24 protein-coding genes and 1 other annotated feature are annotated in these 24,753 nt (G+C 40.6%); of the genes, 8 read left to right on the top strand and 16 right to left on the bottom strand.

Features of this window, described 5'->3' with window-relative positions:
- The gene (locus EAI83_RS06210; RefSeq protein WP_009245398.1) at positions 1-168 is read right to left on the bottom strand and encodes a hypothetical protein; all 168 of its coding nucleotides are present in this window, start codon (positions 166-168) and stop codon (positions 1-3) included.
- 343 nt (positions 169-511) lie between these two features.
- Here EAI83_RS06210 and EAI83_RS06205 point away from each other — a divergent pair, with 343 nt between their 5' ends.
- Entirely contained in the window at positions 512-2,755 is a 2,244-nt protein-coding gene (locus EAI83_RS06205) for a tetratricopeptide repeat protein (RefSeq protein ID WP_005428247.1), read from the top strand.
- Between the two features lie 336 nt (positions 2,756-3,091).
- Here EAI83_RS06205 and EAI83_RS06200 read toward each other — a convergent pair whose 3' ends face one another.
- The 6 genes from EAI83_RS06200 to EAI83_RS06175 form a co-directional block, all read right to left on the bottom strand.
- Positions 3,092-4,771 carry an ABC transporter ATP-binding protein gene (locus tag EAI83_RS06200; protein ID WP_005428253.1) on the bottom strand — a complete coding sequence of 560 codons (1,680 nt, stop codon included), beginning with the start codon at positions 4,769-4,771 and terminating at the stop codon, positions 3,092-3,094.
- Between the two features lie 25 nt (positions 4,772-4,796).
- Entirely contained in the window at positions 4,797-5,891 is a 1,095-nt protein-coding gene (locus EAI83_RS06195; protein WP_009245400.1) for a S8 family serine peptidase, read from the bottom strand.
- 115 nt (positions 5,892-6,006) lie between these two features.
- Positions 6,007-7,527, bottom strand: a complete 1,521-nt coding sequence (locus EAI83_RS06190) for a DUF6034 family protein (RefSeq protein WP_005428257.1) — start codon at positions 7,525-7,527, stop codon at positions 6,007-6,009.
- A gap of 158 nt (positions 7,528-7,685) precedes the next feature.
- Positions 7,686-8,327 carry an ABC transporter ATP-binding protein gene (locus EAI83_RS06185; protein ID WP_009245407.1) on the bottom strand — a complete coding sequence of 214 codons (642 nt, stop codon included), beginning with the start codon at positions 8,325-8,327 and terminating at the stop codon, positions 7,686-7,688.
- Positions 8,328-8,339: 12 nt separating this feature from the next.
- Positions 8,340-9,233, bottom strand: a complete 894-nt coding sequence (locus EAI83_RS06180; protein WP_005428264.1) for a hypothetical protein — start codon at positions 9,231-9,233, stop codon at positions 8,340-8,342.
- The gene (locus EAI83_RS06175) at positions 9,226-9,981 is read right to left on the bottom strand and encodes a hypothetical protein (protein ID WP_005428267.1); all 756 of its coding nucleotides are present in this window, start codon (positions 9,979-9,981) and stop codon (positions 9,226-9,228) included. Before EAI83_RS06175 ends, EAI83_RS06180 begins: the two co-directional genes overlap by 8 nt.
- Before the next feature lie 537 nt (positions 9,982-10,518).
- Between EAI83_RS06175 and EAI83_RS06170 the strand changes: the two genes are divergently transcribed.
- The 6 genes from EAI83_RS06170 to mobQ all read left to right on the top strand — a co-directional run bounded on the left by EAI83_RS06170 (position 10,519) and on the right by mobQ (position 15,654).
- A complete protein-coding gene (locus EAI83_RS06170) occupies positions 10,519-11,436 on the top strand; it encodes a ParM/StbA family protein (RefSeq protein ID WP_129974779.1) in 918 nt (305 codons plus the stop codon).
- Between the two features lie 3 nt (positions 11,437-11,439).
- Positions 11,440-11,823, top strand: a complete 384-nt coding sequence (locus EAI83_RS06165) for a hypothetical protein (protein WP_005428271.1) — start codon at positions 11,440-11,442, stop codon at positions 11,821-11,823.
- Positions 11,824-11,847: 24 nt separating this feature from the next.
- The gene (locus EAI83_RS06160; RefSeq protein ID WP_005428274.1) at positions 11,848-12,564 is read left to right on the top strand and encodes a replication initiator protein A; all 717 of its coding nucleotides are present in this window, start codon (positions 11,848-11,850) and stop codon (positions 12,562-12,564) included.
- Positions 12,561-13,418: an ATP-binding protein gene (locus EAI83_RS06155; RefSeq protein WP_005428275.1), complete on the top strand. Its 858-nt coding sequence runs from the start codon at positions 12,561-12,563 to the stop codon at positions 13,416-13,418. The genes EAI83_RS06160 and EAI83_RS06155 overlap by 4 nt, the downstream gene beginning before the upstream one ends.
- A 169-nt stretch (positions 13,419-13,587) precedes the next feature.
- Entirely contained in the window at positions 13,588-13,809 is a 222-nt protein-coding gene (locus tag EAI83_RS06150; RefSeq protein WP_005428277.1) for a hypothetical protein, read from the top strand.
- A 135-nt stretch (positions 13,810-13,944) separates the two neighbouring features.
- Positions 13,945-15,654 carry a MobQ family relaxase gene (mobQ, locus tag EAI83_RS06145; RefSeq protein WP_023924145.1) on the top strand — a complete coding sequence of 570 codons (1,710 nt, stop codon included), beginning with the start codon at positions 13,945-13,947 and terminating at the stop codon, positions 15,652-15,654.
- 411 nt (positions 15,655-16,065) lie between these two features.
- On the opposite strand, the gene EAI83_RS06140 is transcribed toward mobQ, so the two are convergent.
- Together EAI83_RS06140 and EAI83_RS06135 are read right to left on the bottom strand one after the other, a co-directional pair.
- Complete coding sequence (locus tag EAI83_RS06140) at positions 16,066-16,731, bottom strand: PBECR4 domain-containing protein (RefSeq protein WP_005428282.1); 666 nt, start codon at positions 16,729-16,731, stop codon at positions 16,066-16,068.
- 309 nt (positions 16,732-17,040) lie between these two features.
- Complete coding sequence (locus tag EAI83_RS06135; protein ID WP_005428283.1) at positions 17,041-17,421, bottom strand: TnpV protein; 381 nt, start codon at positions 17,419-17,421, stop codon at positions 17,041-17,043.
- A 156-nt stretch (positions 17,422-17,577) separates the two neighbouring features.
- Here EAI83_RS06135 and EAI83_RS17205 point away from each other — a divergent pair, with 156 nt between their 5' ends.
- Complete coding sequence (locus EAI83_RS17205; RefSeq protein WP_005428285.1) at positions 17,578-17,748, top strand: hypothetical protein; 171 nt, start codon at positions 17,578-17,580, stop codon at positions 17,746-17,748.
- Positions 17,749-17,802: 54 nt separating this feature from the next.
- On the opposite strand, the gene EAI83_RS06130 is transcribed toward EAI83_RS17205, so the two are convergent.
- The 7 genes from EAI83_RS06130 to EAI83_RS06095 all read right to left on the bottom strand — a co-directional run bounded on the left by EAI83_RS06130 (position 17,803) and on the right by EAI83_RS06095 (position 24,641).
- Positions 17,803-18,639: a S8 family serine peptidase gene (locus tag EAI83_RS06130; protein WP_129974778.1), complete on the bottom strand. Its 837-nt coding sequence runs from the start codon at positions 18,637-18,639 to the stop codon at positions 17,803-17,805.
- The gene (locus tag EAI83_RS17200; RefSeq protein ID WP_161206344.1) at positions 18,621-18,944 is read right to left on the bottom strand and encodes a hypothetical protein; all 324 of its coding nucleotides are present in this window, start codon (positions 18,942-18,944) and stop codon (positions 18,621-18,623) included. Before EAI83_RS17200 ends, EAI83_RS06130 begins: the two co-directional genes overlap by 19 nt.
- A gap of 9 nt (positions 18,945-18,953) precedes the next feature.
- Entirely contained in the window at positions 18,954-20,651 is a 1,698-nt protein-coding gene (locus tag EAI83_RS06120) for a carbon starvation CstA family protein (protein ID WP_129974777.1), read from the bottom strand.
- Positions 20,652-20,746: 95 nt separating this feature from the next.
- Positions 20,747-20,996, bottom strand: a binding site (T-box leader).
- Between the two features lie 569 nt (positions 20,997-21,565).
- Positions 21,566-21,805 carry a hypothetical protein gene (locus tag EAI83_RS06110; RefSeq protein WP_021977530.1) on the bottom strand — a complete coding sequence of 80 codons (240 nt, stop codon included), beginning with the start codon at positions 21,803-21,805 and terminating at the stop codon, positions 21,566-21,568.
- A 108-nt stretch (positions 21,806-21,913) separates the two neighbouring features.
- Positions 21,914-22,519: a hypothetical protein gene (locus tag EAI83_RS06105; RefSeq protein ID WP_021977529.1), complete on the bottom strand. Its 606-nt coding sequence runs from the start codon at positions 22,517-22,519 to the stop codon at positions 21,914-21,916.
- A gap of 109 nt (positions 22,520-22,628) precedes the next feature.
- Positions 22,629-23,126, bottom strand: coding sequence for a nitroreductase family protein (locus tag EAI83_RS06100; protein ID WP_021977528.1), 498 nt, complete (start codon positions 23,124-23,126; stop codon positions 22,629-22,631).
- Positions 23,127-23,303: 177 nt separating this feature from the next.
- A complete protein-coding gene (locus EAI83_RS06095) occupies positions 23,304-24,641 on the bottom strand; it encodes an MATE family efflux transporter (protein ID WP_092069846.1) in 1,338 nt (445 codons plus the stop codon).
- Between the last annotated feature and the right edge of the window lie 112 nt (positions 24,642-24,753).

The following is a 24,753-nucleotide window of genomic DNA, read 5'->3' as shown; positions in this document are numbered from 1 at the left end:
TCAACCTGCAATTTTTCGTTCAGTAAGATTCTGAATGCACTGGATCAATGTCTTTTCCCCATTAAAATGCACTCGAATCTGATATCCTGCATGTTCATAGCTTACATTCTCTTTTTGGATTTCTTTTTTTGTATCCAGAACTTCTACAGAATCAAATAACGTATTCATGCTATATGCCTCCTTCAGCATACAGTTCTCTCTACATCCTATGCCGGCAGGATTGTACAAAAGTTCTGTATGAATTGAATTCGGCTTTCGAAAGCCTGATTACATTCTAAAATTATTCTGCACCAATCACATTGAATTGAAATTGACCGCAGATTGAGTTTTTAAGATTCATTTTCTTCCTATACAGTATCAATTCCTATTGTCCGGAACATTTGTTCGTGTTATAATAAAAAGACTTTAAGAATATAAAACACGAAAACCAAAGGAGGGATTTCTGATGGAACGATGTGATTTTTCTTCTATTAGCACATGCCTAAAAAATCAAATCAGTGAAAGCAATCAGATGAACCAACCTGATTTTTTATACGAATTATTTGAAGATTTTATGAATGATCCGATAAATGAAGATTTTTCTATGGATAATGGTCTAATTTGCCGCTGGATAACCGGACAAGCAAAAATCAGTCCCAAAATAACCTCATATTATGCAAAACCCAGCAATCAGAAAAAACTGGCAACAACCATTCAGCGGAACTTACTTCCCTTAATGGCAGACTGCAACATGGTTATACAGGACATTTACACGTTATTCATACAGGACGATACGATTTCGGATACAAAAAAGCAGGAACTTGTATCTCTATATAAACCTTCTGATTCAAGGCTGTTGTTTTTAGCAAAAGTACTTTCTTTTGGTATGGAACGGCAATTTATTAAACGTGATACAAGAAATCAAAAACTGATTGCAGGAGGTGTTCTATCTCCGATTGTTCTGGATTACATTATGGACAGCGAAGTCCCAAAACCATGCCGTCATTTTCTAGGAAGAGAAGAAGAACTGGATGAACTCCATACTTTGTTTGAAGAGAACCGACATATATTTCTTTATGGAATTGCCGGAATTGGAAAAAGCGAGCTTGCTAAAGCCTATGCAAAGCAATACAGAAAACAGTACACCAATATTCTCTATATGGAATACACCGGTAATCTATATCAAGATATTGTAGACATGGATTTTATTGATGATCCACCAGAAATCAGTGAGCAGGAACGTTTTCAAAGACATAACCGTTTCTTACGCTCTTTGAAATCTGATACACTGCTGATCATAGACAATTTTAATGTCACATCCACACAGGACAGTTGCCTGTCAGTCGTATTAAAATACCGTTGCCGGGTTTTATTTACAACCAGAAGCCAACTGTCTGAATACTGTAGTTTTCAATTAAAAGAACTGAAAGATATACCCACTCTTTTTCAACTGACATCTGTATTTTATTCAGAAGCAGAGGAAAACCGGGCAATCGTAGAAAAAATCATAGAAACTGTACACTACCATACTTTTGCTGTCGAACTGGCAGCCAAACTTCTGGAAAATGGAATTTTAACTCCAGAGCAATTATTGATAAAACTTCAAGAGGAAAAGGCTTCTCTTCATAATGAAGATAAGATTAAAGTAATGAAAGATGGTCAGAGCAAAAAAGCCACCTATTACAACCATATCCATACCCTGTTTTCGTTATACTCCTTATCACGGAAACAGCAGGATATTATGTGCAATATGTGTTTTATGCCTTCATCTGGTATTTCTGCCCGTATATTTTCCAAATGGCTGGAGCTGCCTACTTTAAATGACGTGAATGATCTGATCGAGACAGGTTTTGTACAGTCAAGTCTCCGGCATACTATTTCTCTGCATCCAATGATTCAGGAAATTGCAGTTTCCGAGACCGCACCTTCTGTTACAAGCTGCCACACGTTATTGGATTCTCTGCAAAAAATATGTTTGATGCATGGCATTGAAGTTAGCTATTATAAAAAATTATTTCAAACAGTAGAAAACATCATGCTTTTCATTGAAAAGGACGATATTCCCCAATACCTGTTATTTTTAGAAGATGTTTTTCCATATATGGAGAAGTACCACTATCAAAAGGGTATGAAAAAAATCATCCAGGAACTACAGCATTTTATAAAAGCAAATACTTACGGGACTGCATCTGACCGTGCCTTACTATTGGATTATCAGGCAACTCTGGAACCCAAAACAGAAAAAGCGATAAAATTAGAAAAAGAAGCACTTGCTCAAATAAAAGAAACCACAAAAGAAAATGCCCACCTGGTTTCCAACCTCCATTCCAATCTTGGAGGGCTTTACCGAATCAACGGACAACTTGATCTCGCTAAAAGGCACATGAAAATGGGTATCTCTCTTTTACAACAATACCAGCTTCTTTATACTAATGACAGTATTCCTCAGATTAATAATTATGCTGTCCTCTTAATTGAAATACAAGAACCTGACCTTGCCCTGTCTGCTCTTCAGAAATTAGCACAGATTATCAAAGAATATAATTCAAACCACTGTTTGGATTATGCCCAGGTACAGGAATCCCTTGGAAGTATCTGCCTGATCACTGCAAATATTTCGCAAGCGAAAACCCATTTTAAAAAAGCCTTGAAAATTTATGAGGATATATGGGCAGACGAACCCGAATTGATTGAAGAAAAATATCAAGCAATTCAAGAATTGTATCCACAAGCTGGAATTGCTCTGGCAAAAAGTATTCTTCTCACCAAGCACTAACGGTTCCTACAAACACTTGTAAAATATATTGCCTCAATAATGTAAACGCCTAGTTTTGAGATACACTCCAAGACTAGGCGCTTGTCCATTTCCATTTTTTCTTAGACATGGAGCGTTTACATAAGGATCACTTTTCTTTTTTTGACACTTTTCGCTCCTCCTATCTCAAATTTTTTATAGTCTAGGTATATTGCCTTCATCAATGCCTGAGAACTTGTAAATATGCTCCTCTGCTTGTTCAATCTGCGATACATTACAATCATCTCGTCATCAACCTACTGTTTGATACAATATGTCAAATGCATAGTGGCTCAGTTCTATTAGAAATTTATATCTCTAACTCCGCACCAATTCTAAAATTCCTTTTGAAAGGCGATATACTTTATCAACACTTTCCAGTTCTTTATACTTATGCGTAATAAAAACGATAGTCTTATTTTTTAATTCACTATGTAATAACTCACGTAAAGCTTCATTTGATTCAACATCAAATCCTTCTGTAGCCTCATCCATAAGTAAAATGTCTGCATTTTTCAGCAGAGCCCTAGCTACAGCTATCTTTTGTCTTTCTCCTCCAGAAAGTTTTGCACCATCTTGTCCAATTTTTTGTCCAAATCCATGATCCAATTTTTCAATAAAACCTAAAGCACCACTTTTTCTACATGCTTCAACAACTGCATCTCTTGACGCCTTTCCATCGATATTAACATTCTCCTCTATAGTCCCTTGGAATAGATATGGCCTTTGGCTTATAACCGCAATTCTATTTCTCATATCTTGTATATCCATCAATTCCACAGGAGCTCCATACAATTTTATTATTCCTTTTTGTGGCCGGTAGAATCCCGCCAAAAGGTTCAAAAGTGTTGATTTGCCACTTCCATTTTCTCCTACGATCGCAATTCGTTCCCCTTTTTTTACACATAGTGAAATACCATTTAAAATAGGGTGTCCTGGTTCATAACCAAAGACAAGATTTTTTACTTCAAAAACCATATCCCTATCTTGATAAATTTTCTCAGGTTTCATTTCACATAATTTCATTTCCAATTCTTCCGGTTGTCCCCATAACTCAAAAAGACGTTTTGCCGATGGCTCAATTTGCGCAAAATAATATTTAATGTTTATCAATGCTGAAATTGGATTTACAACATATGCACTATATGTAATAAAAGCAAATGCTCCGCCTATAGTGAATTCTCCTTTTATTATAAAAAGCCCACTTAATATATATAATAACGCATTTACAACCGTGTCTATTACTACAACACTGACAGTACTATATTCATCTAGCATTGCGTTCTTTTTATATGAATCCATCAAATCTTTTTGCAGACCTTCAAATTGAGATTTTTTTACCTGAAACAGATTCCAGAGCTTCATTTCATGAATTCCATTTATACACTCGGCAAACCAACTCATAAACTTTCGTTTATCCTCAATCCACTGTTCAAACACTTCCCGTTTCTTGTTTGCACAATAGGACACTATTATAAATTTCAGTGGAATAATTGCTTCTATCAATATTGCTAATTTCCAGTCTAATAAGGACAGCCCAACTACTCCTCCTATTATTTGGAGAATTGATGATATAGAAAACTGAGTAATCTGATCCACAACAGATGACACATTATCAATATCCATACCAATTGTATTTATAATCTCTGCACTTCCTCTTTCAGCAAAATACTGTATTTTCATCCTATTGATTTTCCAGTAAGTCTTTTTATAGAGAGAATGTGTAAACTGATTATGTACATTTGAAAATAATTTTGTTTGGATTATATTTAACTCTTGCTGGGTTAAAGAAATTATTATTAATATAACAGAAAATAAAAGAATGTATTTCATGTTTTTCTGCAATATACCACAATCTGTTATTTGTCTTATAAGCAGTGGGTGTATAAACGTTATGAATGATGAACCCAAAAGGCAACAGATAATCCCTGGAAAATACTTTTTATATTCACACAACATTTTACAAATTCGATACCATGTTTTCCCATTTTCTCTCATATCCAATTGCCATCCTCACTATTCGTTAAGCAAAATATTGACAAACAAGCTCATATATATCCTCTATATTGTAAGTGATTCCTATTCGATCTTCTGCATACAATTCATACATATTATTTTTACGCACAATATACATATCTATATCTGATGCCTTACTACTTTCAAATATTTCTTCCTCTTGATTCAAAAGAATAATATCAGGTTCATAAGCTATATATACTGTATAAAGGATATCGTTCAATGACTCATTGGAATCGTCATAATATTCTAAAGGAATTACATTTTCATCTAAAGGATTTTTCTGCAGATTTATTGCGTAATAACCGTTCTGACTAAACATCACTTTTAGCTGTATCATTTCCTCGTAATCTAAATCAATACCGGCAATTACCGGTATCTCTATATTGGTTTTATCCCTTATTACATTTTCTAGTATATCCGGATAATCAGATTTATGCGTTGCTATAGTCATCAAAAAGTCCATAACATCATCAAATCCTGCTGTGGGCTTTCTGTTTAAATATGTAGCAATATGTCCAGTGACAACAGGAGCCGCATAACTATTGGCTTGATTTACGATCCCATTCCACGAAAAATTTGCTATAATAGAATTCTCAATATTATAACCTTTTTGTTCTTGAAACAGAATTTGACCATTTCCCAAAAGACCATAACGATCCTGCCTGACACCAAAAACACCTGGATATGCAGCTGGATAAGTCTTTATATTTCTGTTATGATATGCTGCTACTATAATCGCATCAGCATCAAGTAATCTTTTTATTTGAATCCATAAGGGTTTAATATCAAAATAATTGATTGTTCCAAGACTCATGTGAATTAACTTTATTTTATTTTGAATACACCATTCCAAAGCTTCCAGCAAAACTGTGATCTGTGTTGTTCCTGCAGAGTCAGTCACATTCAAGTCCCATAATTCTATATCACTACATATGCTTGTGATAATTCCGACGCATACAGCGCCATGGAATGATTTATCGTCTTTATACTCACTTGGATCGCATTTAGAAGCCAAAAAAGATTTATGAACAATCCTTTGATTCCTGTTATTTCTCATATGATAAGGTATACCGTTATCAATCAATGCGAGCTTAATCATTTGCACTATTCCTATTCTTACCTGTTATATATCCAAGCCAAATATCGCATATTTATTATTCTCATGATAAACCTTGTAATTCTATGGTCAATAAAAATTCAAGTGTCGCTGAACCCTAATATGCTTCTCCAATCACACTGCCATCATAAGCATTGATCACATAAGAAAGCTCCTGTAGAGAATTTCCACCAATACTTTCCCTGACAGTAAAAATCCATGCTGGAACCAACCATGCGTGTTTCGGCTCCTGATAGGCTGTGGTATAAGTATACTGCAATTTTGCGTTTACCACATCATACTCCAGTGCGGTAGTGTCGTTGGCAGACTGGCCTTTTCCGGAATACCAATAAAAAATCTGATCTGTCAGCTTTGCCTGTATTTTTTCAAAAGGCAGAAGCTTTGTATTTTCCGTCACCGTACAGACTTCTTCCGATATCCCATCCCATTTAAAATATTTAATTCCTTCCTCTGTTATCAGAATAGAGATTGTTTCTACCTGGAACGGAGGCACATAACTATCCACTGTTTCTTCCGCAACCACGCCATCAGGAACTGAAGTAATACCCTCTACACTTTTCGAAAAACAATACAGATATCCCGGTAATCCTCTATCCAGATCTCCCTGCCACAAAGCATCACTACCAAGTCCCAGACCATTGCGCTCTGAACATGCGCCATTCGGGAACCACACGGTACGATCAGAATCTACAAGGCCCATTCCATCGATACCTAAATCCTCTAAAACTTGTTCTGCCTGTTCCTTTCCATCTTCCTCTGTAAAGGTGATCTTGTCCATGCACTTTCGATACGCATCTGCCAGTTCATGAAATTTCTCTGTATAGCCGTTGGTATCCATGCCAAAGCTACTGTAATACTCACTCTGCATTTCCTCAGTTTCTATTGTTTCTTCTTCTATAAAATTAGAACCCTCCATCCAGAGAAAACTACTGTCATTGTCAATTTCCTGATTATACCGCTCTGCTTCTATATATGCCTTCCTGTCCTCGCCCACATCTGCAGTAAAATAATCCTCTGTATCTGTGTTTTCCAATTCAGTACTCATCCAACTCCGTGCCGCTTCCACACCGTGATCCTCTGTTTTTTTTTGAAATTTTATCTCCATCTTTTCCGGTGCAGACGCTTCATCCGGTGCAAGCTCCATCCCCTCTCGGGTTGCGTTTTGAATCCCTGCAATCGATGTAGAATATGCTGATTGCAAGTAACTTCCTTCCTTGCTGGAAATCCTGTCTAACACTTCCTGATACGCATCCTTTGTCACCATCTGTGGCATATATAGTTCCTCACCGTCCGTAAAATAATCAATCAATCCATTCAGTTCTTCCTGCGTTAACTCGTGATTTTGCATCTCTATGACTGGAAGATTGCCAATGCTTTGTTCGCCCAACTTAATATCTGCCTGGATAACCACACGGTCGTTGCTTTTCTTTTCTTCAAATTTCCAATGCGTTGGAACATTTGTCTCTCTCTTTTCTCCTTTTTTAAGAGGTTCACAGACAGCCGCCTCGCTAATCCCATCCACTTTGCTGACTACCGAACTCTCCTCTGGTGTTTCCTGACAGCTGGAAAGAATAATACACAACGCACCTACCATAATTGCTAAAACACTTTTTTTCATTTTTCCTCCATATATCTTATAGAATTGTCGCTTTTTCACGAAACTTCAATTATAAACTCTTTAACTTATAAATACCTTCCTGACACTATTAACGTTTTCGTATATTTTTTAGAAACAGACTACCTTATTTATTTTCCCATATTCTTTCCCCCGTATTTTTATTTTATCTGCGTCAGGACACCTGCATCCATCTCACAGATCGTATCGCAGAGCCATTCGATCTCCAGCATGTTATGTGCTGCGATAAGAATAGTCTTCCCTCGTTCCTTTAATCCCCGCAAAAGCTCGCAGACCTCTCCTGCCCCCTGCTTGTCCAGACCATTAAAAGGCTCGTCCAATATCAAAAGCTCCGGATCTTCCATGATTGCCTGTGCGATACCAAGACGTTCACGCATTCCAAGAGAATACTGTCCTACCTTCTTTTTAGACAGAGGATCAAGCCCTAGGGCACGCATCGTCGCCCTCACATCGTCATCGGAAATACGGTGTTTCAGAGACGCCAGTCTCTTTAAATTCGCAAAACCGCTGAGATCCAGAAAGAAGCCAGGGTTTTCAATGATAATGCCTACGGAATCTGGAAAGTCCAGCTCCTTCCCGATCTGTTTTCCCCCTACGAGCACTGTGCCGCTCTCAGGTTGTAAAAATCCACAGATGCATTTAAACATTACGGTTTTCCCTGAACCGTTAAACCCCATAATCCCATGAATCTTCCCTTTTTCAAAATCATGGGTAATGTTCTTTAATACTTTTTCTTTTTGAAAGGATTTTGTCAGTCCCTTCAACCTGATTGCATATTCCATTTTGCCCTCCATTTATTCGTTTGTCTGCGTAAAAGAGAAATTATAGCCCTTAATTCGGACGGCTGACAAGCCGATCAGCGCTATGATTAATATTGCAAATATGAACATGCTCATCCCGATCCCTGGCAGGTAATCATAACCAAAGCTGTGCATGGGAAAGGTAGCTTGGTTCAACGGAGACAGCCAGCCGCAGAACACGTTCGCCCTATATTCCTGACTTTCTGTAAAATGAAACAGTTTCCGGAAAACATCTGGGTTCAGCAGGAGCCCATACAGACTGACTGCAAAAGCACCGATCACCCCTGCCATATTTCCCGCAGCCAGATTTAAAAACAACATGAGAACTGCGATAAAAAGAGTATATAAAAGTACAAGTCCAAACACTATTGCTGCGCACATATAAGGAGTTGAGCTTTCCATTGTTTTTATGGAAACAGGAACGGTTATGCTCTCCCCACCGCCATAGCCCAACATTGCCGCTGTTTCGCTCCACACATTTCCCGTAAAGGAAAAGGGAGCTCCCATAATTCCAAGCATCACAGCCAAAAAAATATTATAGATCACAGTCGCCAGGATCACATAGATAATCTGACCCGCAAGCCATATCTTCCGTTTTGTGCGTACAAGCCAATACGGAGTTGCCTGACTGATAAATGGCATGTCCGCAAAGAGCAGGATTAAAAGCAGGGAGGACAGCATAACAGAGGATGCATCCCCATATGTCCAAATAAACGGCTCGAATACCTGAAGGATTGTCTCATATTTTATCGCATGGGAAATAATCTGATCCGACAGCATCAGACATAATATAGCTGCCAAAATAAAGGTCATCCAGATCCTCGGACTTTTTTTCCATCCATAGAAATTCTGGCCTGCAATCCAAAAAGCCTGTTTAATATCACGCATACCGCAACCTTCTTTCTATTGCGCACATAAAGATCAGTGCCGTTAAAAAACTTCCAACCGCTAATATAGCAATGCAGAAGATATCATTGTAGTAAATAGACGCCGCCCAATAGCGGGGACTCAGAAAGAATGCTTTTTGATAGTAACGCTCCTGAAATACGGTCAGGACATAATAAAGAATAAAAGGAACGGCATAGGACATATAGCGATTTTTTGTTATGACAGCCGACGTACCGCCAATTAGCGCCCAAAAAGCGCCATTTAAAAACAATCTCAGAAAGCTTACCGCCGTTCTGCCCACAAGCACTGCCATCTCATAATTTCCGTCAATCAGAGAAGGATACTGACCGAACCTCAGTATACAGATTACAAGAAGGAACACCATGGCTAAAAAAGCTGTCAAACCTCCGGAGACCAACAATCCTGCTGCTTTTCCTACGAGATACTGTTTTCTCCCTGAACGGATATAACTGAACAGAAAAAAACGACTGTGCAGCTCAGCCTCCGTATTCTCTCCACCCGCAAAAGCAACAGCAATGGGAACAAACAGAAGCATATTAACGCTGTTCATACAATAGGTGTATGCTACGAACCAGCCTGGTCCTTCTGCAGATCCGCCTGCATTTATGATCTTCTGCAACATCTCATGCTCAGACATCAGGGTAGCCGAAACGATTAGAAAAATCCCCAAAATAAAGCGAATGCTTCGAATATTGTTTTTTATGTCCGTTGCCAACACATTTCTCATACGCTTTTCTCCTCACTTCAAACAGCTATAGACTTGATTTTTTTATTTTTATAAAATCCTAGTTTTTTGCAATAATATCACTATTTGTATAAAACTACACTCCTTATCAAACAACAGTTAAGGACTTGCAAAAACTGTTGTTCCTACTGAAAGCATTGCAACAGCTGTAAAAATTGATAATATTTTAAATTTTCTATTATTCTAAGTTCTACAAATACATAAGCCGCCAGTTAAGTACGATTAGTTTTATTATAATTCAATAAATTCCATCCAACTTTCCACATTTTATTGTACAATTTTACCATTTATATAATAACATGTCAACATTTAATGAACGTTTATAACCAAAAAATGCAGGGCTATAAAAAACTAAAGAAATTGCTCTATTTTACAAAATTATATCCTATTTTTCAATTCCAACTCAATTTTCCCTCAATGTCTTTTTCCTCCAACTTTCGTATGCTTATCTCACAGCAAAGCAGTACCACACCGGTACAGCCTGCTGAATTAATCAATACGAAAATGGAGGTGTTTTTTATGCGAGAACTCAGAAACACAAAAATCATTGCTGTAGATCACGGCTACGGCAACATGAAAACAGCAAATACCGTCACACCAACCGGAATCAAAGCCTATGAAACAGAACCCATCTTCACCGGGAATATTCTGGAATATAACGGCATTTACTACCGGATTGGCGAAGGACACAAAGAATTTATCCCAGATAAAGCTATGGACGAAGAATATTATCTTCTAACTCTCATGGCGATTGCAAGGGAACTGAATGTCTTTTCCATCCGTGAAGCAGACGTTCATCTGGCTGCCGGGCTTCCTCTGACATGGATCAGAAACCAGAGAGAAGATTTCCGTTCCTATCTGCTCCAGAATCCAGAAGTCCATTACCGATTTAACAGCAAAGAGTATCATCTCCGTTTTGTGGGATGCAGCCTTTACCCGCAGGGATATCCGGCTATCGTAAACCGACTTGGAGATTTCAAGGGGACAAATCTTCTTGCAGATATCGGCAACGGAACCATGAACATTCTGTATATCAATAATAAGAAAGCACAGGAAAGCCGGTGCTGGACAGAAAAGTTTGGCGTAAACCAATGCATGATTGCCGCTAAAAACGCTGTTCTGGACAACTTCGGAGTAAAGATTGAAGAATCTACCGTAGAGCAGATTCTGCGGTTTGGAACCGCTGACATTTCAGCGTCTTATCTGGATTGTATTACTGCTGTTGCCAGACAGTATGTCACAGATATTTTTGCCACGCTCCGCAAATATGAATACAATCCTGGCCTGATGCGCCTGTATGTGGTCGGAGGCGGTGGATGCCTGATCCGTAACTTTGGAGCGTATGACAAATCACGAGTTACCATCCTTGATGATATCTGTGCCACTGCCAAAGGTTATGAATCTCTGGCTTATATGAGCCTGAAAATGAGGGGATAAGCCATGCAGAACCATATCCGCAACACAAACCTGCGATTTAATCTGGACAAAGACCAGCAGCGGAGAGCCTGGGAATATTTACAGACGATGGACAGACAGAATTTTAAATCTTACAGCCAGGTAATCTCCCTTGCACTGGTCGATTATTTTGACCGCTACTACCGCACTCAGGCTGATCCCTATCTGGAAACAAGGGAACGGGAAGAACTTTTTGTGAAACAGATTGTAGAAGCAGTAGAACACAGCCTGAAACAGTCATTGCCGATTTTTCTGTCCGGGCTGACTGCAGGCATGTTGGAAAGGGAATCCCCCATCAGGATGCCCTTTCCAGCTCCTGAAAAAGAACAGCCGGATCGTGATATAGACTGGGATTTTCTTGGAGAATAAACCATTGTGATTGGAGGTGAACACATGACGGACTTTCTGACAGCAGACACAAGCCTGCCATCTTATATGATGTTTCCCCGTTTTCTTCTGGACATGGAAATAAACGAAACTGCCAAAATGCTTTATATGATCCTGCTCGACCGTGCAAGGCTTTCCCAGAAAAATGAGGGCTGGTCAGATACAAATGGTCATGTGTTCCTCTACTTTACGATTGAAGCACTGGCAGAAGTTCTCCACAAAAGCCAGATGACGGTGAAAACTGCTCTGGCAGTACTGGAAAAACAAGAGCTTATCTTCCGAAAACGGCAGGGACCCGGACACCCTAATCGGATCTATGTAAAAATCCCGAAAGAAACCCTCAGCAATACAGACAGAATTCTTTCCTCAAGACAGACAGAAAACTGTCCTATTGACAGACAGGATTCTTTCCCTGATACAGACAGAAAACTGTCCAGTAATAAGAAAGAGATAAAAAAGAACCATTTAACAATAAGAGGGAGTAAAGAGCCACGCTCACCCTATGGAACATTTCAAAATGTTTTTCTGTCAGAGACGGAGCTGGAAAATATCCGGCAGACAATCCCTGACTGGCAGGACTATATGGAACGCTTATCCGGTTATATGGCTTCTACCGGAAAGCAATACCAAAACCATGCAGCTACCATCATCCGTTGGGCAAGACAGGATCATCCTGTTTCCCGGCAACGAAATTATGAAAGTGAGGAATACGAAACATTATGACAACATTTACAGAAAAACCAACAGCTATCACACCAAACAGAGAGCTTCAGTCTGATGAATATTTTAACGAAACAAATCACCTGATCTACTGTTCCAAATGCAATACGCCAAGACAGTGCAGGCATGAATTACAGGGAAAGGTTCTTATTCCTTCCATCCGCTGTAAGTGCCAGCAGGAGATCTTTGAACAGGAGGAAGCCCAGAGAAAACTTCATGAAAAGCAAATGGAAATAGAGCATCTCAAAACCAGCGGCTTACAGGACAAATCACTTTATGACTACACCTTTGCCAAAGATAACGGCAGCAATCCGGAAATGAAACTTGCACACAATTATGTAAGTAACTGGGAAGAGATGAAAGCAAACGCTTCCGGACTTCTCATCTGGGGCGATGTCGGTACTGGAAAATCTTTCTTTGCAGGCTGCATTGCCAATGCCCTTCTGGAAAAAGGCGTCCCGGTACTGATGACCAACTTTTCCCGGATTCTGAATACCCTTACCGGAATGCATTTTGAAGACAGGAATCAGTTCATCCACAGCTTAAACCGCTACAGCCTTCTGATCATTGATGACCTCGGAATTGAACGGAACTCTGACTTTGCACTGGAACAGGTATTCAATGTGATTGACAGCCGTTACCGCAGTAAAAAGCCCCTGATCATAACAACCAATCTCACTTTATCAGAGCTGAATAACGCCGCTGATATCGCACACAAGCGAATTTATGACCGGATTCTGGAGAGATGTGTTCCCATCCGTATCAATAACCGGAATATCCGTCAGGACAATGCAACAGCTAATTTAAAAAAAACGAAAAAAATTCTGTTAGATAATCACACTTCAAACCAGAGTTGAAACAAAGCAGCATCGCACAATAACTATTTTTCACTGACAGTAGTACTACTTTCTTTTCTTATTTATCACCAGAGACATGCCACTGTCAGTTATCTAAAACTATAGTACTAAACCACAAGATTTTAAAACTAAATCGCCCGGATACGGGCATAAAAAGGAGGTGCCAGATATGGCAAATAAAAGAATTATGACACCAGAAGAAAAAGTGCTTTTACAGGCAAAACACAGACTGGAAGAAATCGAAGCAAGAAACCGTAAAAAGGAACGTAATGCCAGAACACGCAGATTGATTCAAGAAGGAGCGATTCTGGAAAGCATTGCTCCACATATTAAAGAAATGGATTTAGATACCCTAAAGCGGGAGCTGATGCTCCGGCTAAGAGGAATGTAAATACACAAGTTCTACTCCCGAAGGGCGCACTTACTCACCACCCGATAAATCGGGCGGTGGTATCCCCTACGGGGCTCGTGCGCTCTGCCGAGGGCTATCCGCTGTTGCAGGCAACATCGAAAGGAGGTGCCAGATATGGCAATTTATCATATGCAAGCCAAGGTCGTCAGCCGTGGTTCCGGGCGGTCTGCTGTCGCTGCATCTGCTTATATGAGCTGTAGCCGCATATACAATGATTACGATGGCATCCAGCATGACTACACCCGAAAACATGGACTGATCTATCAGGAAGTAATGCTTCCCCCTATGGCTCCGCCTAAATGGAAAAACCGGGAGCAACTCTGGAATGCTGTAGAAGCTGCTGAAAAAACAAAAGACAGCCGACTGGCAAGAGAATTTGTTGTCGCACTCCCTATTGAGTTGGATAAAGACAGCAATATTTCTCTTCTTCAGAATTTTATTCAAAAGAATTTTGTAGATATGGGAATGTGTGCCGATTTCGCCATTCACGATACAGATGGTCACAATCCCCATGCACACATTCTACTTACTGTCCGTCCATTAAACGAAAACGGAACATGGCAGTATAAAACCGAAAAAGAATATCTATGCATCAAAGATGGAGAGGAAAAGGGATTTACTGCTTCTGAATTTAAGGATGCTCAGAAAGAGGGCTGGGAAAAACAGTATCGTTATAAAGCTGGGAAAAAGAAAGTATATCTGACTCCCTCGGCAGCACAGGAGAAAGGTTATGAACGTATCGACAAACATCCAAAAAGCACCCGGTATGGCAGACAAAACCCGATTTCCGAACAATGGAACAGTGAGGAACAGCTCTGCCTCTGGAGAGCAAACTGGGCAGATGCCGTAAATAAAATGCTTGCCCTTAATCAGATAAATGCCGCCATTGATCACCGCAGTTTTGCAGCTCAGGGAATCACTGAACAGCCAACCATCCACGAAGGCTACATTGCCCAGAATATGGAAAAGAAAGGCATGATAGCAGACCGGTGTGAAATCAACCGTCGGGTTCGTGCGGATAACAGAATACTACGGGAATTAAAAACACAGATAAAAAAATTGGTTCAAGCTGTCGAAAAATCTATTCCGGTAATTGCAGAAACATTAGAAGCAATCCGCAATCATATGATTTTTACACAATATCATTTACTTCATAATGAAATGCAAAAAGAAGTGATCCATGACTGGATGCAGCATTTTCGTCCTATCCTAAATAAATATGATACCATTAAGAAAAAGCTCAAAGCGAAAGTTACTGAAAAGAAAGAACTAAATGTGCAAAAAAGTAAAACCAGTATTCTAAATCCTTTCCAGCACATAAAGTTAAACCAGCAGCTTACAACCGTAACAGAAGAAATCGAGGAACTGAAATCTGCCAAAGAACAGCTGCTGTTTCAGGCTGAATGCTCCACAGAGAAAGATATGGCGAGCCTTTCCAGAAAATACGACCAGATGGATAAGAATCTGGATATTCTCGATTCTCAGGATATGGCTCTCAAAGAGCAGCTTGAAAAAGATGCTGTCGCTTTCCAAGAGGAAAAACTCCGGCCTAAACCAGAGCAATATACAGAATTACTGGATGCCAGAATCCAGATACGACCTACTTTCCGAGAGAAACTGATTGAGCAGCTCAAAGGTACTTTTGGTGAATATTATGACTATCACTATCGTGATATCGCAACCCATGAAGTGGATGATCTCAATATGGAAGATCCCTATAGCTTCTCTCATCGTACCTGGGAACTTGAATATCAGAGGAAACAGGAATTGCAAAAAAAACATCCTGTTCAATCCAGGCAAAAATCGCACAACACAGAACTATAATGTTTAAACTACTAATATAAAAAATATCCCGTTTTCTCAAAACAGTTATATTGCTTCATCCCAATAATTCACAAACTGCTAACCACCGAGCAAAAGTGAGGCACAAAGTGCGTAAGCATAATTTGATTTCTTTCCGCTTACGCACTCTCTTTTTATCTTGAGCAAAAAATTCCTACTTTGTAAAGCCAACAAATGGGGTTTGGGGGGCTCCCAAAGTGCGTTTGGATATCCAAACGCTATGCTTGCAAAACCAGTTCCACTAATTTCCCTCGATACTCCCTTCTTCTAAAATCAATGATAATTATAACATTGCCAATTTTGTAAAGTAATAATCAACTTAAAATATAGACGACAAACAATAAAACCATGATACTGTTACAAAAAGCAGTAGCATGGTTTCTTTATATTTCATTATAGATTTTCTCTATCTATCATATTTTCTATTGTTTCTGAGAAACAACACTCTTTCAAATCAATACTTTTGTCCATCTTCACAAGATTTGTATATTTCTCATCTGTATAGTGTTTTGATATTACAGCAAATACTTTATATGTAGGCTGTGCTGTTACATCTCTGATGTCCTTTTTCAGCAATGTGTTCGGTACATTTAATTTCGTATTTTTATCTTTTACGAAGCCAATACAACCACATATATTCCCGGCAGCTTTTTCTGTATATAATTTCGGTCCTCGATCTGTAAATTCTCCTATCATTGTTACGTTTTTCTTAATAAGCATCATACGTTCCAATATATCCAATTTTTGCCCCGTAGAGCCATCTTTTGCAAAAACAAAATCATTTTCTGTTAATCGCTTATCCAGGCATTTCTGGTAAAAATGAATTGCAGAAGCTGTCTCTTTTTTATTCAATCGAACTCCTGTCAAATGTAAAAAATTGTATCTATGGAAAACAACTTCATATCCCTGTACAGATGACAAAATCTTATTACTTTCCTGTAATTGCTTATTCACCTCTTTCGGTAAGCCATATAGGAACAAAACCTTCTGATCCTCAAGATGTTCTTTATATAGTTGTGCCGCTTTTGTCATAATCTGAATTGCACGTCTTTTGTCCATAACTTAATCCTTATCCCATAAAATTTAGAGAAGGGAATGTTCACGCCGCAGCACTAAACATTCCCTTCTCATGGTTGATTTTTCCGTTGTCTGCCAACCTCCAGCACCTTCGTCTGGAAAATATCAGGTTTTTCCGTTGCCTGCCAACCTCCGACACCTTCGTTCGGAAAACGTATCAGATTTTAGGTGTCAACCCACCGCTGATGCACAGCTTTTCTAATTACATTTTACACGAACTATGTGGAAAATGCAATTACAATTTTATCTTATGATGCCCTGCTACATTTTATACACTATTTATCTTACATTTCATTCTTGATAAATTATCTCTTTATCCACAATCTCCCTCGCACATACTTGTATATTGTTCATTCTTCCTATCCATTCCAAGACATTTTCCACCTTTAGCTGTTCTGTAATGCCTTGTGCCTGTTTCATCTGTTCTACAAGTCTTTCAAAGCGTTCCTGTGCCTGTTCTTCTATATCAGCCAAATAACCATTCAGCCTGCCGCTTGTAAGCATATTCAGATATAGCAATCTGCGGTATTCCTTCAAATACCGCAAATGTCTTTGTCCCCATACACCGACAACCCTTTGTTCTTCTTCCTTCGGTAAGGTAAGAGCAGGGATAAGATAATCCCCATGTCTGATATAAGTACCGCCCATCTCTTCAAAAATTGTTTTCTTCATTGTCTGTTCTACCTTTCTTATCGTTCTCTATTCATAGATTTTCTTTACGACCGTTCCAATTTTACAGTAACAATAATTCTTCAATTTTCAGTTCACATTGCCCCTCCCGAAGAAGTATGATAGAATAATTCTATTAAATTGAATCGGAGGTGCCACATGGCTATCAGTTCCAACAATATTCAGGTCTATACTACTTTGTCCAAAGAACTGGTTGCTGAGATTGATAAGGATGCAAAAGCGAACTATCGTACACGTTCCCAGCAGATTAACATGATCCTGACCGAGTATTATAAGACTCAAACAACAACCAAACATGAATCCGAGTAAAACACTGAATTGCCTGAAAACACAGGAAATATCAGTGTTTTCTTATGTTTTCCCTTAATTATAAGGTTCATGAGAACCATAATTATTCCCAAAGCTGACGTTTATAACGATCGGTTTTCTCATCTTCACTGCCTGCCGTATCAGGTAATCAATACCCTCCATCAGCTCCGTTGTCCGCGGAAATGAATTTTCCCGTGGATTTCCCATCTTTACCACCAGAAGATCACTTCTATACGCAACGCCTCGATTCACTCCCTCCGATGCTCTCCCATTTCCTGCTGCTATTCCAAGAACTGCTGTTCCATGTCCGCTGAAATCCCCAGACGGAACAAGGCGCCTGCCTTCGGTTTCCCCGAGTGTAAGCGCCTCATCAATTTCTTCCTTCGTATATTCAGTTCCTGATACATAGTTTTCCGGTGGATTTCCAGCTACACTCTGATCCCACAGTCGCAGGATCCGGGTACTGCCATCCTCATTTCTGAAATCCGGATGGAAATAGTCCACCCCGGAATCCACAATACCCACCAAAATCCCCTTGCCGGTTAAGCCATCGGCTCCATTCTGCACCGGCAAAATGCAGCTTGCCTCCCGCTCTTCAAAGGTCTCAAAATAAAGTCTCTTGGGCTTTTCTATAAACTCGATCTGCTCTCTGACTGAGTATGCAGAAATTTCCGTTTCCGGCAATGTCACTACTGCATAGCTGCCAAGCAGCGGGACCACCTGGATCCTCTCACCACCAAGTCCGCTTTCCGGACCGCTGTATTTCACGATCACATCCCACAGCCTGGTGGTGGGATCATATCCCACATTCAGATTTTCCGATTTCGCCCGTTCCTGCGGCAGGGCATTCATGGCAAGATTAAGAAGATTCTCTATTTTCTGATCTGGCATAAGGCTTTCATTTCCATTGATACATTTTTTTTATTATATGCAAAGCCTTCGTTTAAAGCACCAACCATCTGTTCCAGCATTTCTCTTTTAATTCCGGGAACGAAGCTTAACAACTGACGAAGCGGCATTCCTTCCATCATCGCAGCCATCATTTCCTGATTATTTAAAAAGACCCTTGGTTTTTCTGTCAGCGCATTTATTTTGCGCTGCAAGCTGGAGGAAGGTAAAGAATTGCTGCAATACACTAACAAATCCATCAGTACCTTTTTATGCTTCTCCAGCCAAACAAAAATACGTAATCTCATCCGATAATATTATGCCGTTGCTTTTTTATCATCTGTCTTCTCAAGCAGTTTCTTCACGCCCTGGATCGCTACCAATACACCAAGGATCAGCAGTAATACTGCAAATACAAGCTGTAAGGTGTTTCCAAGATCCAGTCCTGTTGTAAAAAGTGCTTTTGAAAGTTTTGTGATGGTCATACCAAGTGCTGTGAAGGTAACTGCTATCATGAATACCATCGGGATCCAGAGCATGCAGCCCTGACGTTTTGTTTTCTTTAAGAATACCGCGCAGGCTACAAGGGCAAGTACGGATAACAGCTGGTTTGCGGAACCGAACAGCGGCCAGATCTCCGCATAGCCTACTTTTGTAAGCATGTAGGCAAGTACCAGTGTGATAACTGTTGCAAAATATTTATTTGTTACGACTTTCAGAAATGGGCTCATGTTTTCCTCATCTGTATCAGAATCAAGGAAAAATTCCTGGAATGACAGACGTCCGACTCTGGCTACAGAGTCAAGAGAGGTCAGTGCAAATGCAGATACTGCAAGGTTGATCAGGGTAAATACCAGTGAATGTGGAAGGCCAACTACAGAAAGGAAGTTTGCGATAGCACCTGCAAAAATCTGCGGCTGTGTTGTAAGCCCCTGTGCTGCTGCCTCGCCGTCTGCAAAGGATGCAACTGCGATCAGCGCGATGATGGCAAGCATACTTTCCATCAGCATTGCTCCAAAGGAAACAGGAAGCATATTTTTCTCATTTTTGATCTGCTTGGATGCAGTACCGGAGGATACCAGTGAATGGAAACCGGAAACAGCACCGCAGGCGATGGTTACAAACAGGATCGGAAACATGTACTGTCCGTCCACATTAAAGCTTGTAAAAGCTTTCAGGTTACAGGACGGATTGGCTACAAATACACCAATAACTGCGCCAACGATCATGAAAATGAGCAGATAGCTGTTCAGATAATCACGTGGCTGAAGCAGTGCCCATACAGGAGCGACACTGGCGATCAGGATGTATACAAAAATGATGATATGCCAGATTCCAAGACTTACATACATGGGGAAATTAAGTCCCAGCACAATTGCTGCTACCAGCAGTAAAATTGCGACTGCAGTGTTGACCCATTTGTTGAATTTTGTATATTTAAGGAAAAATCCAAGTGCAACAGCCTCAAATATAAATAACATGGAAGTGGTTGCAACAGCTCCGTTTGCCGCTACCTTTGTAACAGCTCCTGCATCATTTGCGACAAATCCGTTAAAGGTTCCTGCTACAACATCTGCAAATGCGGCAACGACCAGAATACAGAACAGCCAGCAGAATAAAAGAAACAATTTTTTTCCAAGCTTTCCGATATACGCTTCGATGATATATCCGATAGTACGTCCTTTATTCTTTACAGATGCGTACATGGATGCAAAATCCTGCACAGCTCCAAAGAATACACCTCCGATGAGGATCCAGAGCAGAACCGGCAGCCAGCCGAAAATTGCGGCCTGGATAGGTCCGTTGATCGGGCCCGCACCTGCTATGGATGCAAACTGATGGCCAAATACTACATTTGTATCGGCCGGTACATAATCAACTCCGTCCTCCAGCTCATAAGCAGGAGTTTTTGCTTTTGGATCAATACCCCATTTGTTCTGGAGATAACGGCCATACAGAAGATATGCGCCTCCGAGAACTACAATGGCTATGATCATCATTGTTATTCCGTTCATAATATCAACTCTCTTTCCTTTGTGTTTTTTATACATGATACAATGACCGTAAAACAGTTATTGCATCAAAAAACGCCCTTGCTATCCTTTCGGATAACAAAGGCGGAATGTTCCGTGGTACCACTTTGTATTATCGTATTTATTGCTAAACGCGACCACTTATTACTGTCATATCAAACAGCCTCTTCTGTAACGTGAAGACTACGTCCCGGCTTACTTAAAGATTTCTATTCAGCGGGATGCTCCCAGGTGATATCACAAAATACCTTCTGCCGCTTCTCATCAGCCTGCGGCTCTCTGTAATCCGGCATGCTTTTTGTGGTCTGTCCTGTTCCATGCATTTCTCTTTTTTATTTATCTAATGTTTTACTCCTTTTTTTATAAAATTTCAACAAATAATTTATACATATTTTATAAATTTGCATACGTTTTTTTGTGCAGATTTCAATTTCAAAAATAAAAGGCATCTATTTCTCGCAGAATTTTTCTCTTTACTTTTCCTGAAAAAAATCTGCTATAATAATCCTCGCGCAAATTGAATATGGATTTTTCTGACACTAAATATCGCTTTGGCTGATGTCTGATGGCCGGGGCATATTTGGTGTCTTTTTTTGTGCTGAAATCCTATACAAAGATCCCGGTTGATCCCGATTTCCCTTTTACCAAAGCTCTCCGGTATCACTGCCTCATCCAGGTTCAGCCGCACCAGATTTACATTCTTATTCTCCCGCACCATTTTTTCAAATGGAAAACGGATAATGGATGGGATGTTAAAACCAACTCCAAGCTCCTTGCTTTAGGTCAAGGATTTTTTGGCCCGATCACGAAAAAGCAATAAAAATGCGGCATATATGTAAAACAGATCCATACTCCACTTTATGATCCGTTTTCCGTCACATACGCCGCATTACCCATTATTCAGAAAATGTATATCTTACCATGTATCCTTTTCCATCACCGGTCACGATCACAACCCCGCCGTCGGGATTCTCAATCTTATCAATGATTGGAAATCTTCCTTTTTCTTTGACATAAGCTTCCGGGCTCTCAATCTTTGCTTCAACGATCTCTTGCTGAGAATGGCGATCACCACCACAGGGATTAATAGTTTCAATAATGATCTCGTATTCCTTCATACCCTTCACCTCTTTCATAATGCAGTTTTCCGGTTCCTATACTTATATTTTATCGCAAAAATCCCGGCTCTGCAAAATGTATTCTGCACAAAATATCAGAAGATTTATTGGTGTCTTTCACTATATTCAGGCTTCTTCCGCATCCATCTCTTTTTGGATCTCATCTTCGCTTTCTGCCATAGCCTGAAGTGTCATAGTAAGAAGTTTCGCAAGATCCCAGCCCAGCTGATCTGCGCCTCGCTGGATCACTTCTCTGGAACAGCCTGCCGCGAAACCTTTGCTTTTATATTTCTTTTTCAGGGATTTCAGCTCCATATCCTTGGTACTCTTGGACGGACGCATCAGCGCCGCTGCCCAGATCAAACCGGTGAGCTCATCCGCTGCAAAAAGGACTTTTTCCATCTCATGCTCCGGCGCAGTCTCAATGGTAGCTCCACAGCCAACAGTAATTCCATATCCATGAGAAACCACCGCATGAATGATATCTTCTCCCACACCTGCCTCACGGAGAAGTTCCGGTGCTTTCAGGCAGTGTTCTTCCGGGTAAAGTTCAAAATCAATATCATGGAGCAGACCTACAATGCCCCAGTATTCTGCGTCATCGCCATAGCCCAGCTCTTTTGCATACCATTTCATCACTGCCTCCACAGTCAGTGCATGCTGGATGTGAAAAGGATCTTTGTTGTATTTTTTTAATAATGCAAATGCTTCGTCTCTTGCTATATGTTCCATTTTTCTGTCCTCGATTCTGTTCTACTATCTATCACATCTGTCTTGCTGTACCAGAAAACCATATGTTCTGCCATTCTTCATTGTATTCTGACACAGCCCGATGCATACATTATTCTACAAAGTGGATCCTGCTCTCGTCAAAACGATCCTGCTGCTTCCTGCTCTCTGCCGGATATCCCAGGGCAAAGAGGGAAAAAACTTCCACATTCTCCGGAAGTTTCAGAATGTCATGGACCAGATCCATGCGATCCCGCATCGGCGCAATTCCGATCCAAACGCCGCCAAGTCCCAGTGCATCCGTTTCCAGCCAGATATTTTCCTGGGCGATAGACATGTCGATCTGTGCCATATCCTGCACAACCAGTCCCTCTTTCCGATATACCGGAACGATCACAACCGGCGCACCTGCCGCACATCCGGAATAAGGAGTCGCTTTGGAAAGTTCCCTGATCTTCTCCTTATCTGTCACAACATAAAACTCCCACGGCTGCTGATTACATGCACTTGGCGCCTGCATACCGGCTTTCAGGATCTGAAGGATTTTCTCTTTCTCCACGGGTTTATCTTCATATTTACGGATACTTACTCTGTGAAAAATATTCTCCATGATATTTCCTCCTCGTCTTTATGATCTACATTACTTTTCTGGTTTTATTTTGTCAGTGGGACTTCCACATTCTGTCTCTTTAATCATATCCTTCTCTGACAAAATCCTCTTTGCTCATTTTAACACAGTTTTTTGCAGACGGACAGACCACATTCCTGAAAACGTTTACACGGTATCCTACACCCGTTTTTTCTTTCTCAGATACAACATACATCCAAGACACAGCACCAGCTGCAACACGGATGAAAACGGTGTTGCCAGCCCGATATCAAACAGCGTCGCACCGGCTCTGCGGCTCATAAACCATGACACCGGAACTCGCACACAGAAAGCACCGATGATTCCCTGGATCATTACAAACTTCGTCATGCCGATTCCATTATAAAATCCGATATAGCAGAAAAAGATTGCCGTAAACAGACAGTCAATGGCATAAGCTTTCAGGTAATCTGCCGCTGCCTCGATGACCATTGCATCGGAGGAAAAAATTCCCGCCAGCACATTTCCATGGAAAAATGACAGGAAAAACATTCCAACACCAATGGCAAAAGAAACCGCCACACCATAATGCAGAGCTTTTTTTGCCCGGTCCATGCGTCCCGCTCCGTAATTCTGCGCCACAAAAGCAGAAATGGACTGCATAAACGCAGATGAGATCAGCATGATAAACGCACAGACTTTTTCTGCAACGCCGACGCCTGCAGATGCCGTTACTCCCATGGAATTCACAATGGCCAGAATGATCAGAAAAGAAATACTTACCAGAAGATCCTGTAATGCGATAGGCGCACCAAGCCCCACCATTTTCCGGAGAGTCCGGCCATGGACCCCAATATCCGTTTTATGCATTTCAAAAGGCAGCTCTTTTTTGCGGATAACGCCAAAGGAAACGATCACACTGATGATCTGTGCAAATACAGTTGCAAAAGCAGCTCCTGACGTTCCCATCTTAAATCCCGCACAGAGGATCAGATCCCCTGCAATATTGAATACACATGCAACGGCAACCGTAAACAGCGGCGTTCTGGAATCTCCGATCCCCCTGAAAATACAGCCGATCAGATTGTACGCCACGATCACCAGCATACCGCCGCCACAGATCCGCACATAAACAACTGTTTTGTCAAAAGCTTCCTCCGGCGCATTCATAATGCTGCTTACCTGTGGTGCAAAAATCACAAGCACCGCAGTCATGACCAGCGCGATCACCGTAAACATCACAATAGCAGTTCCAACTGTCCGACCTCCCTGTTTCCGCTCCCCACAGCCGATCTGCTGTCCCAGGAGCACAGTGGTTCCCATGGCAAAACTGCTCACAAGATTAGTAAGCGTCATCATGATCTGCGATCCCGTGGAAACCGCCGAAACATCCGCAGAAGAAGCAAATTTTCCCACGATCAGAAGATCCACCGCGCCATACATCGCCTGCAGAAAAAGCGCCAGCAGGACAGGAAGCGCAAATAAGATCAGCGGTTTCAGGATCCTACCCTGTGTAAAGGTGTTGTTTTTTTCCATTCTTATCCTCCTTTTTATAAACGTTAAAAAAGCCGGATAAGCAACAGGCATCTCAGCCTGTCATCTTATCCAGCCATTGTTTCCGTCGAACAATCAACCCTCCGATGAACAT

The sequence above is a fragment of the Blautia sp. aa_0143 genome, from assembly GCF_004167315.1.
GTDB classification, from domain to species: domain Bacteria; phylum Bacillota; class Clostridia; order Lachnospirales; family Lachnospiraceae; genus Blautia_A; species Blautia_A fusiformis.
Note: the sequence above shows the minus strand (reverse complement) of the source record. Positions and strands in the feature narration are given on the sequence as shown.

Excerpts from the sequence above, each read along its gene's own strand:
- EAI83_RS06210 (WP_009245398.1), bottom strand. The coding sequence starts at position 168 with ATGAATACGTTATTTGATTCTGTAGAAGTTCTGGATACAAAAAAAGAA.
- EAI83_RS06205 (WP_005428247.1), top strand. The coding sequence starts at position 512 with ATGAACCAACCTGATTTTTTATACGAATTATTTGAAGATTTTATGAAT.
- EAI83_RS06200 (WP_005428253.1), bottom strand. The coding sequence starts at position 4,771 with ATGAGAGAAAATGGGAAAACATGGTATCGAATTTGTAAAATGTTGTGT.
- EAI83_RS06195 (WP_009245400.1), bottom strand. The coding sequence starts at position 5,891 with ATGATTAAGCTCGCATTGATTGATAACGGTATACCTTATCATATGAGA.
- EAI83_RS06190 (WP_005428257.1), bottom strand. The coding sequence starts at position 7,527 with ATGAAAAAAAGTGTTTTAGCAATTATGGTAGGTGCGTTGTGTATTATT.
- EAI83_RS06185 (WP_009245407.1), bottom strand. The coding sequence starts at position 8,327 with ATGGAATATGCAATCAGGTTGAAGGGACTGACAAAATCCTTTCAAAAA.
- EAI83_RS06180 (WP_005428264.1), bottom strand. The coding sequence starts at position 9,233 with ATGCGTGATATTAAACAGGCTTTTTGGATTGCAGGCCAGAATTTCTAT.
- EAI83_RS06175 (WP_005428267.1), bottom strand. The coding sequence starts at position 9,981 with ATGAGAAATGTGTTGGCAACGGACATAAAAAACAATATTCGAAGCATT.
- EAI83_RS06170 (WP_129974779.1), top strand. The coding sequence starts at position 10,519 with ATGCGAGAACTCAGAAACACAAAAATCATTGCTGTAGATCACGGCTAC.
- EAI83_RS06165 (WP_005428271.1), top strand. The coding sequence starts at position 11,440 with ATGCAGAACCATATCCGCAACACAAACCTGCGATTTAATCTGGACAAA.
- EAI83_RS06160 (WP_005428274.1), top strand. The coding sequence starts at position 11,848 with ATGACGGACTTTCTGACAGCAGACACAAGCCTGCCATCTTATATGATG.
- EAI83_RS06155 (WP_005428275.1), top strand. The coding sequence starts at position 12,561 with ATGACAACATTTACAGAAAAACCAACAGCTATCACACCAAACAGAGAG.
- EAI83_RS06150 (WP_005428277.1), top strand. The coding sequence starts at position 13,588 with ATGGCAAATAAAAGAATTATGACACCAGAAGAAAAAGTGCTTTTACAG.
- mobQ (WP_023924145.1), top strand. The coding sequence starts at position 13,945 with ATGGCAATTTATCATATGCAAGCCAAGGTCGTCAGCCGTGGTTCCGGG.
- EAI83_RS06140 (WP_005428282.1), bottom strand. The coding sequence starts at position 16,731 with ATGGACAAAAGACGTGCAATTCAGATTATGACAAAAGCGGCACAACTA.
- EAI83_RS06135 (WP_005428283.1), bottom strand. The coding sequence starts at position 17,421 with ATGAAGAAAACAATTTTTGAAGAGATGGGCGGTACTTATATCAGACAT.
- EAI83_RS17205 (WP_005428285.1), top strand. The coding sequence starts at position 17,578 with ATGGCTATCAGTTCCAACAATATTCAGGTCTATACTACTTTGTCCAAA.
- EAI83_RS06130 (WP_129974778.1), bottom strand. The coding sequence starts at position 18,639 with ATGCCAGATCAGAAAATAGAGAATCTTCTTAATCTTGCCATGAATGCC.
- EAI83_RS17200 (WP_161206344.1), bottom strand. The coding sequence starts at position 18,944 with ATGAGATTACGTATTTTTGTTTGGCTGGAGAAGCATAAAAAGGTACTG.
- EAI83_RS06120 (WP_129974777.1), bottom strand. The coding sequence starts at position 20,651 with ATGAACGGAATAACAATGATGATCATAGCCATTGTAGTTCTCGGAGGC.
- EAI83_RS06110 (WP_021977530.1), bottom strand. The coding sequence starts at position 21,805 with ATGAAAGAGGTGAAGGGTATGAAGGAATACGAGATCATTATTGAAACT.
- EAI83_RS06105 (WP_021977529.1), bottom strand. The coding sequence starts at position 22,519 with ATGGAACATATAGCAAGAGACGAAGCATTTGCATTATTAAAAAAATAC.
- EAI83_RS06100 (WP_021977528.1), bottom strand. The coding sequence starts at position 23,126 with ATGGAGAATATTTTTCACAGAGTAAGTATCCGTAAATATGAAGATAAA.
- EAI83_RS06095 (WP_092069846.1), bottom strand. The coding sequence starts at position 24,641 with ATGGAAAAAAACAACACCTTTACACAGGGTAGGATCCTGAAACCGCTG.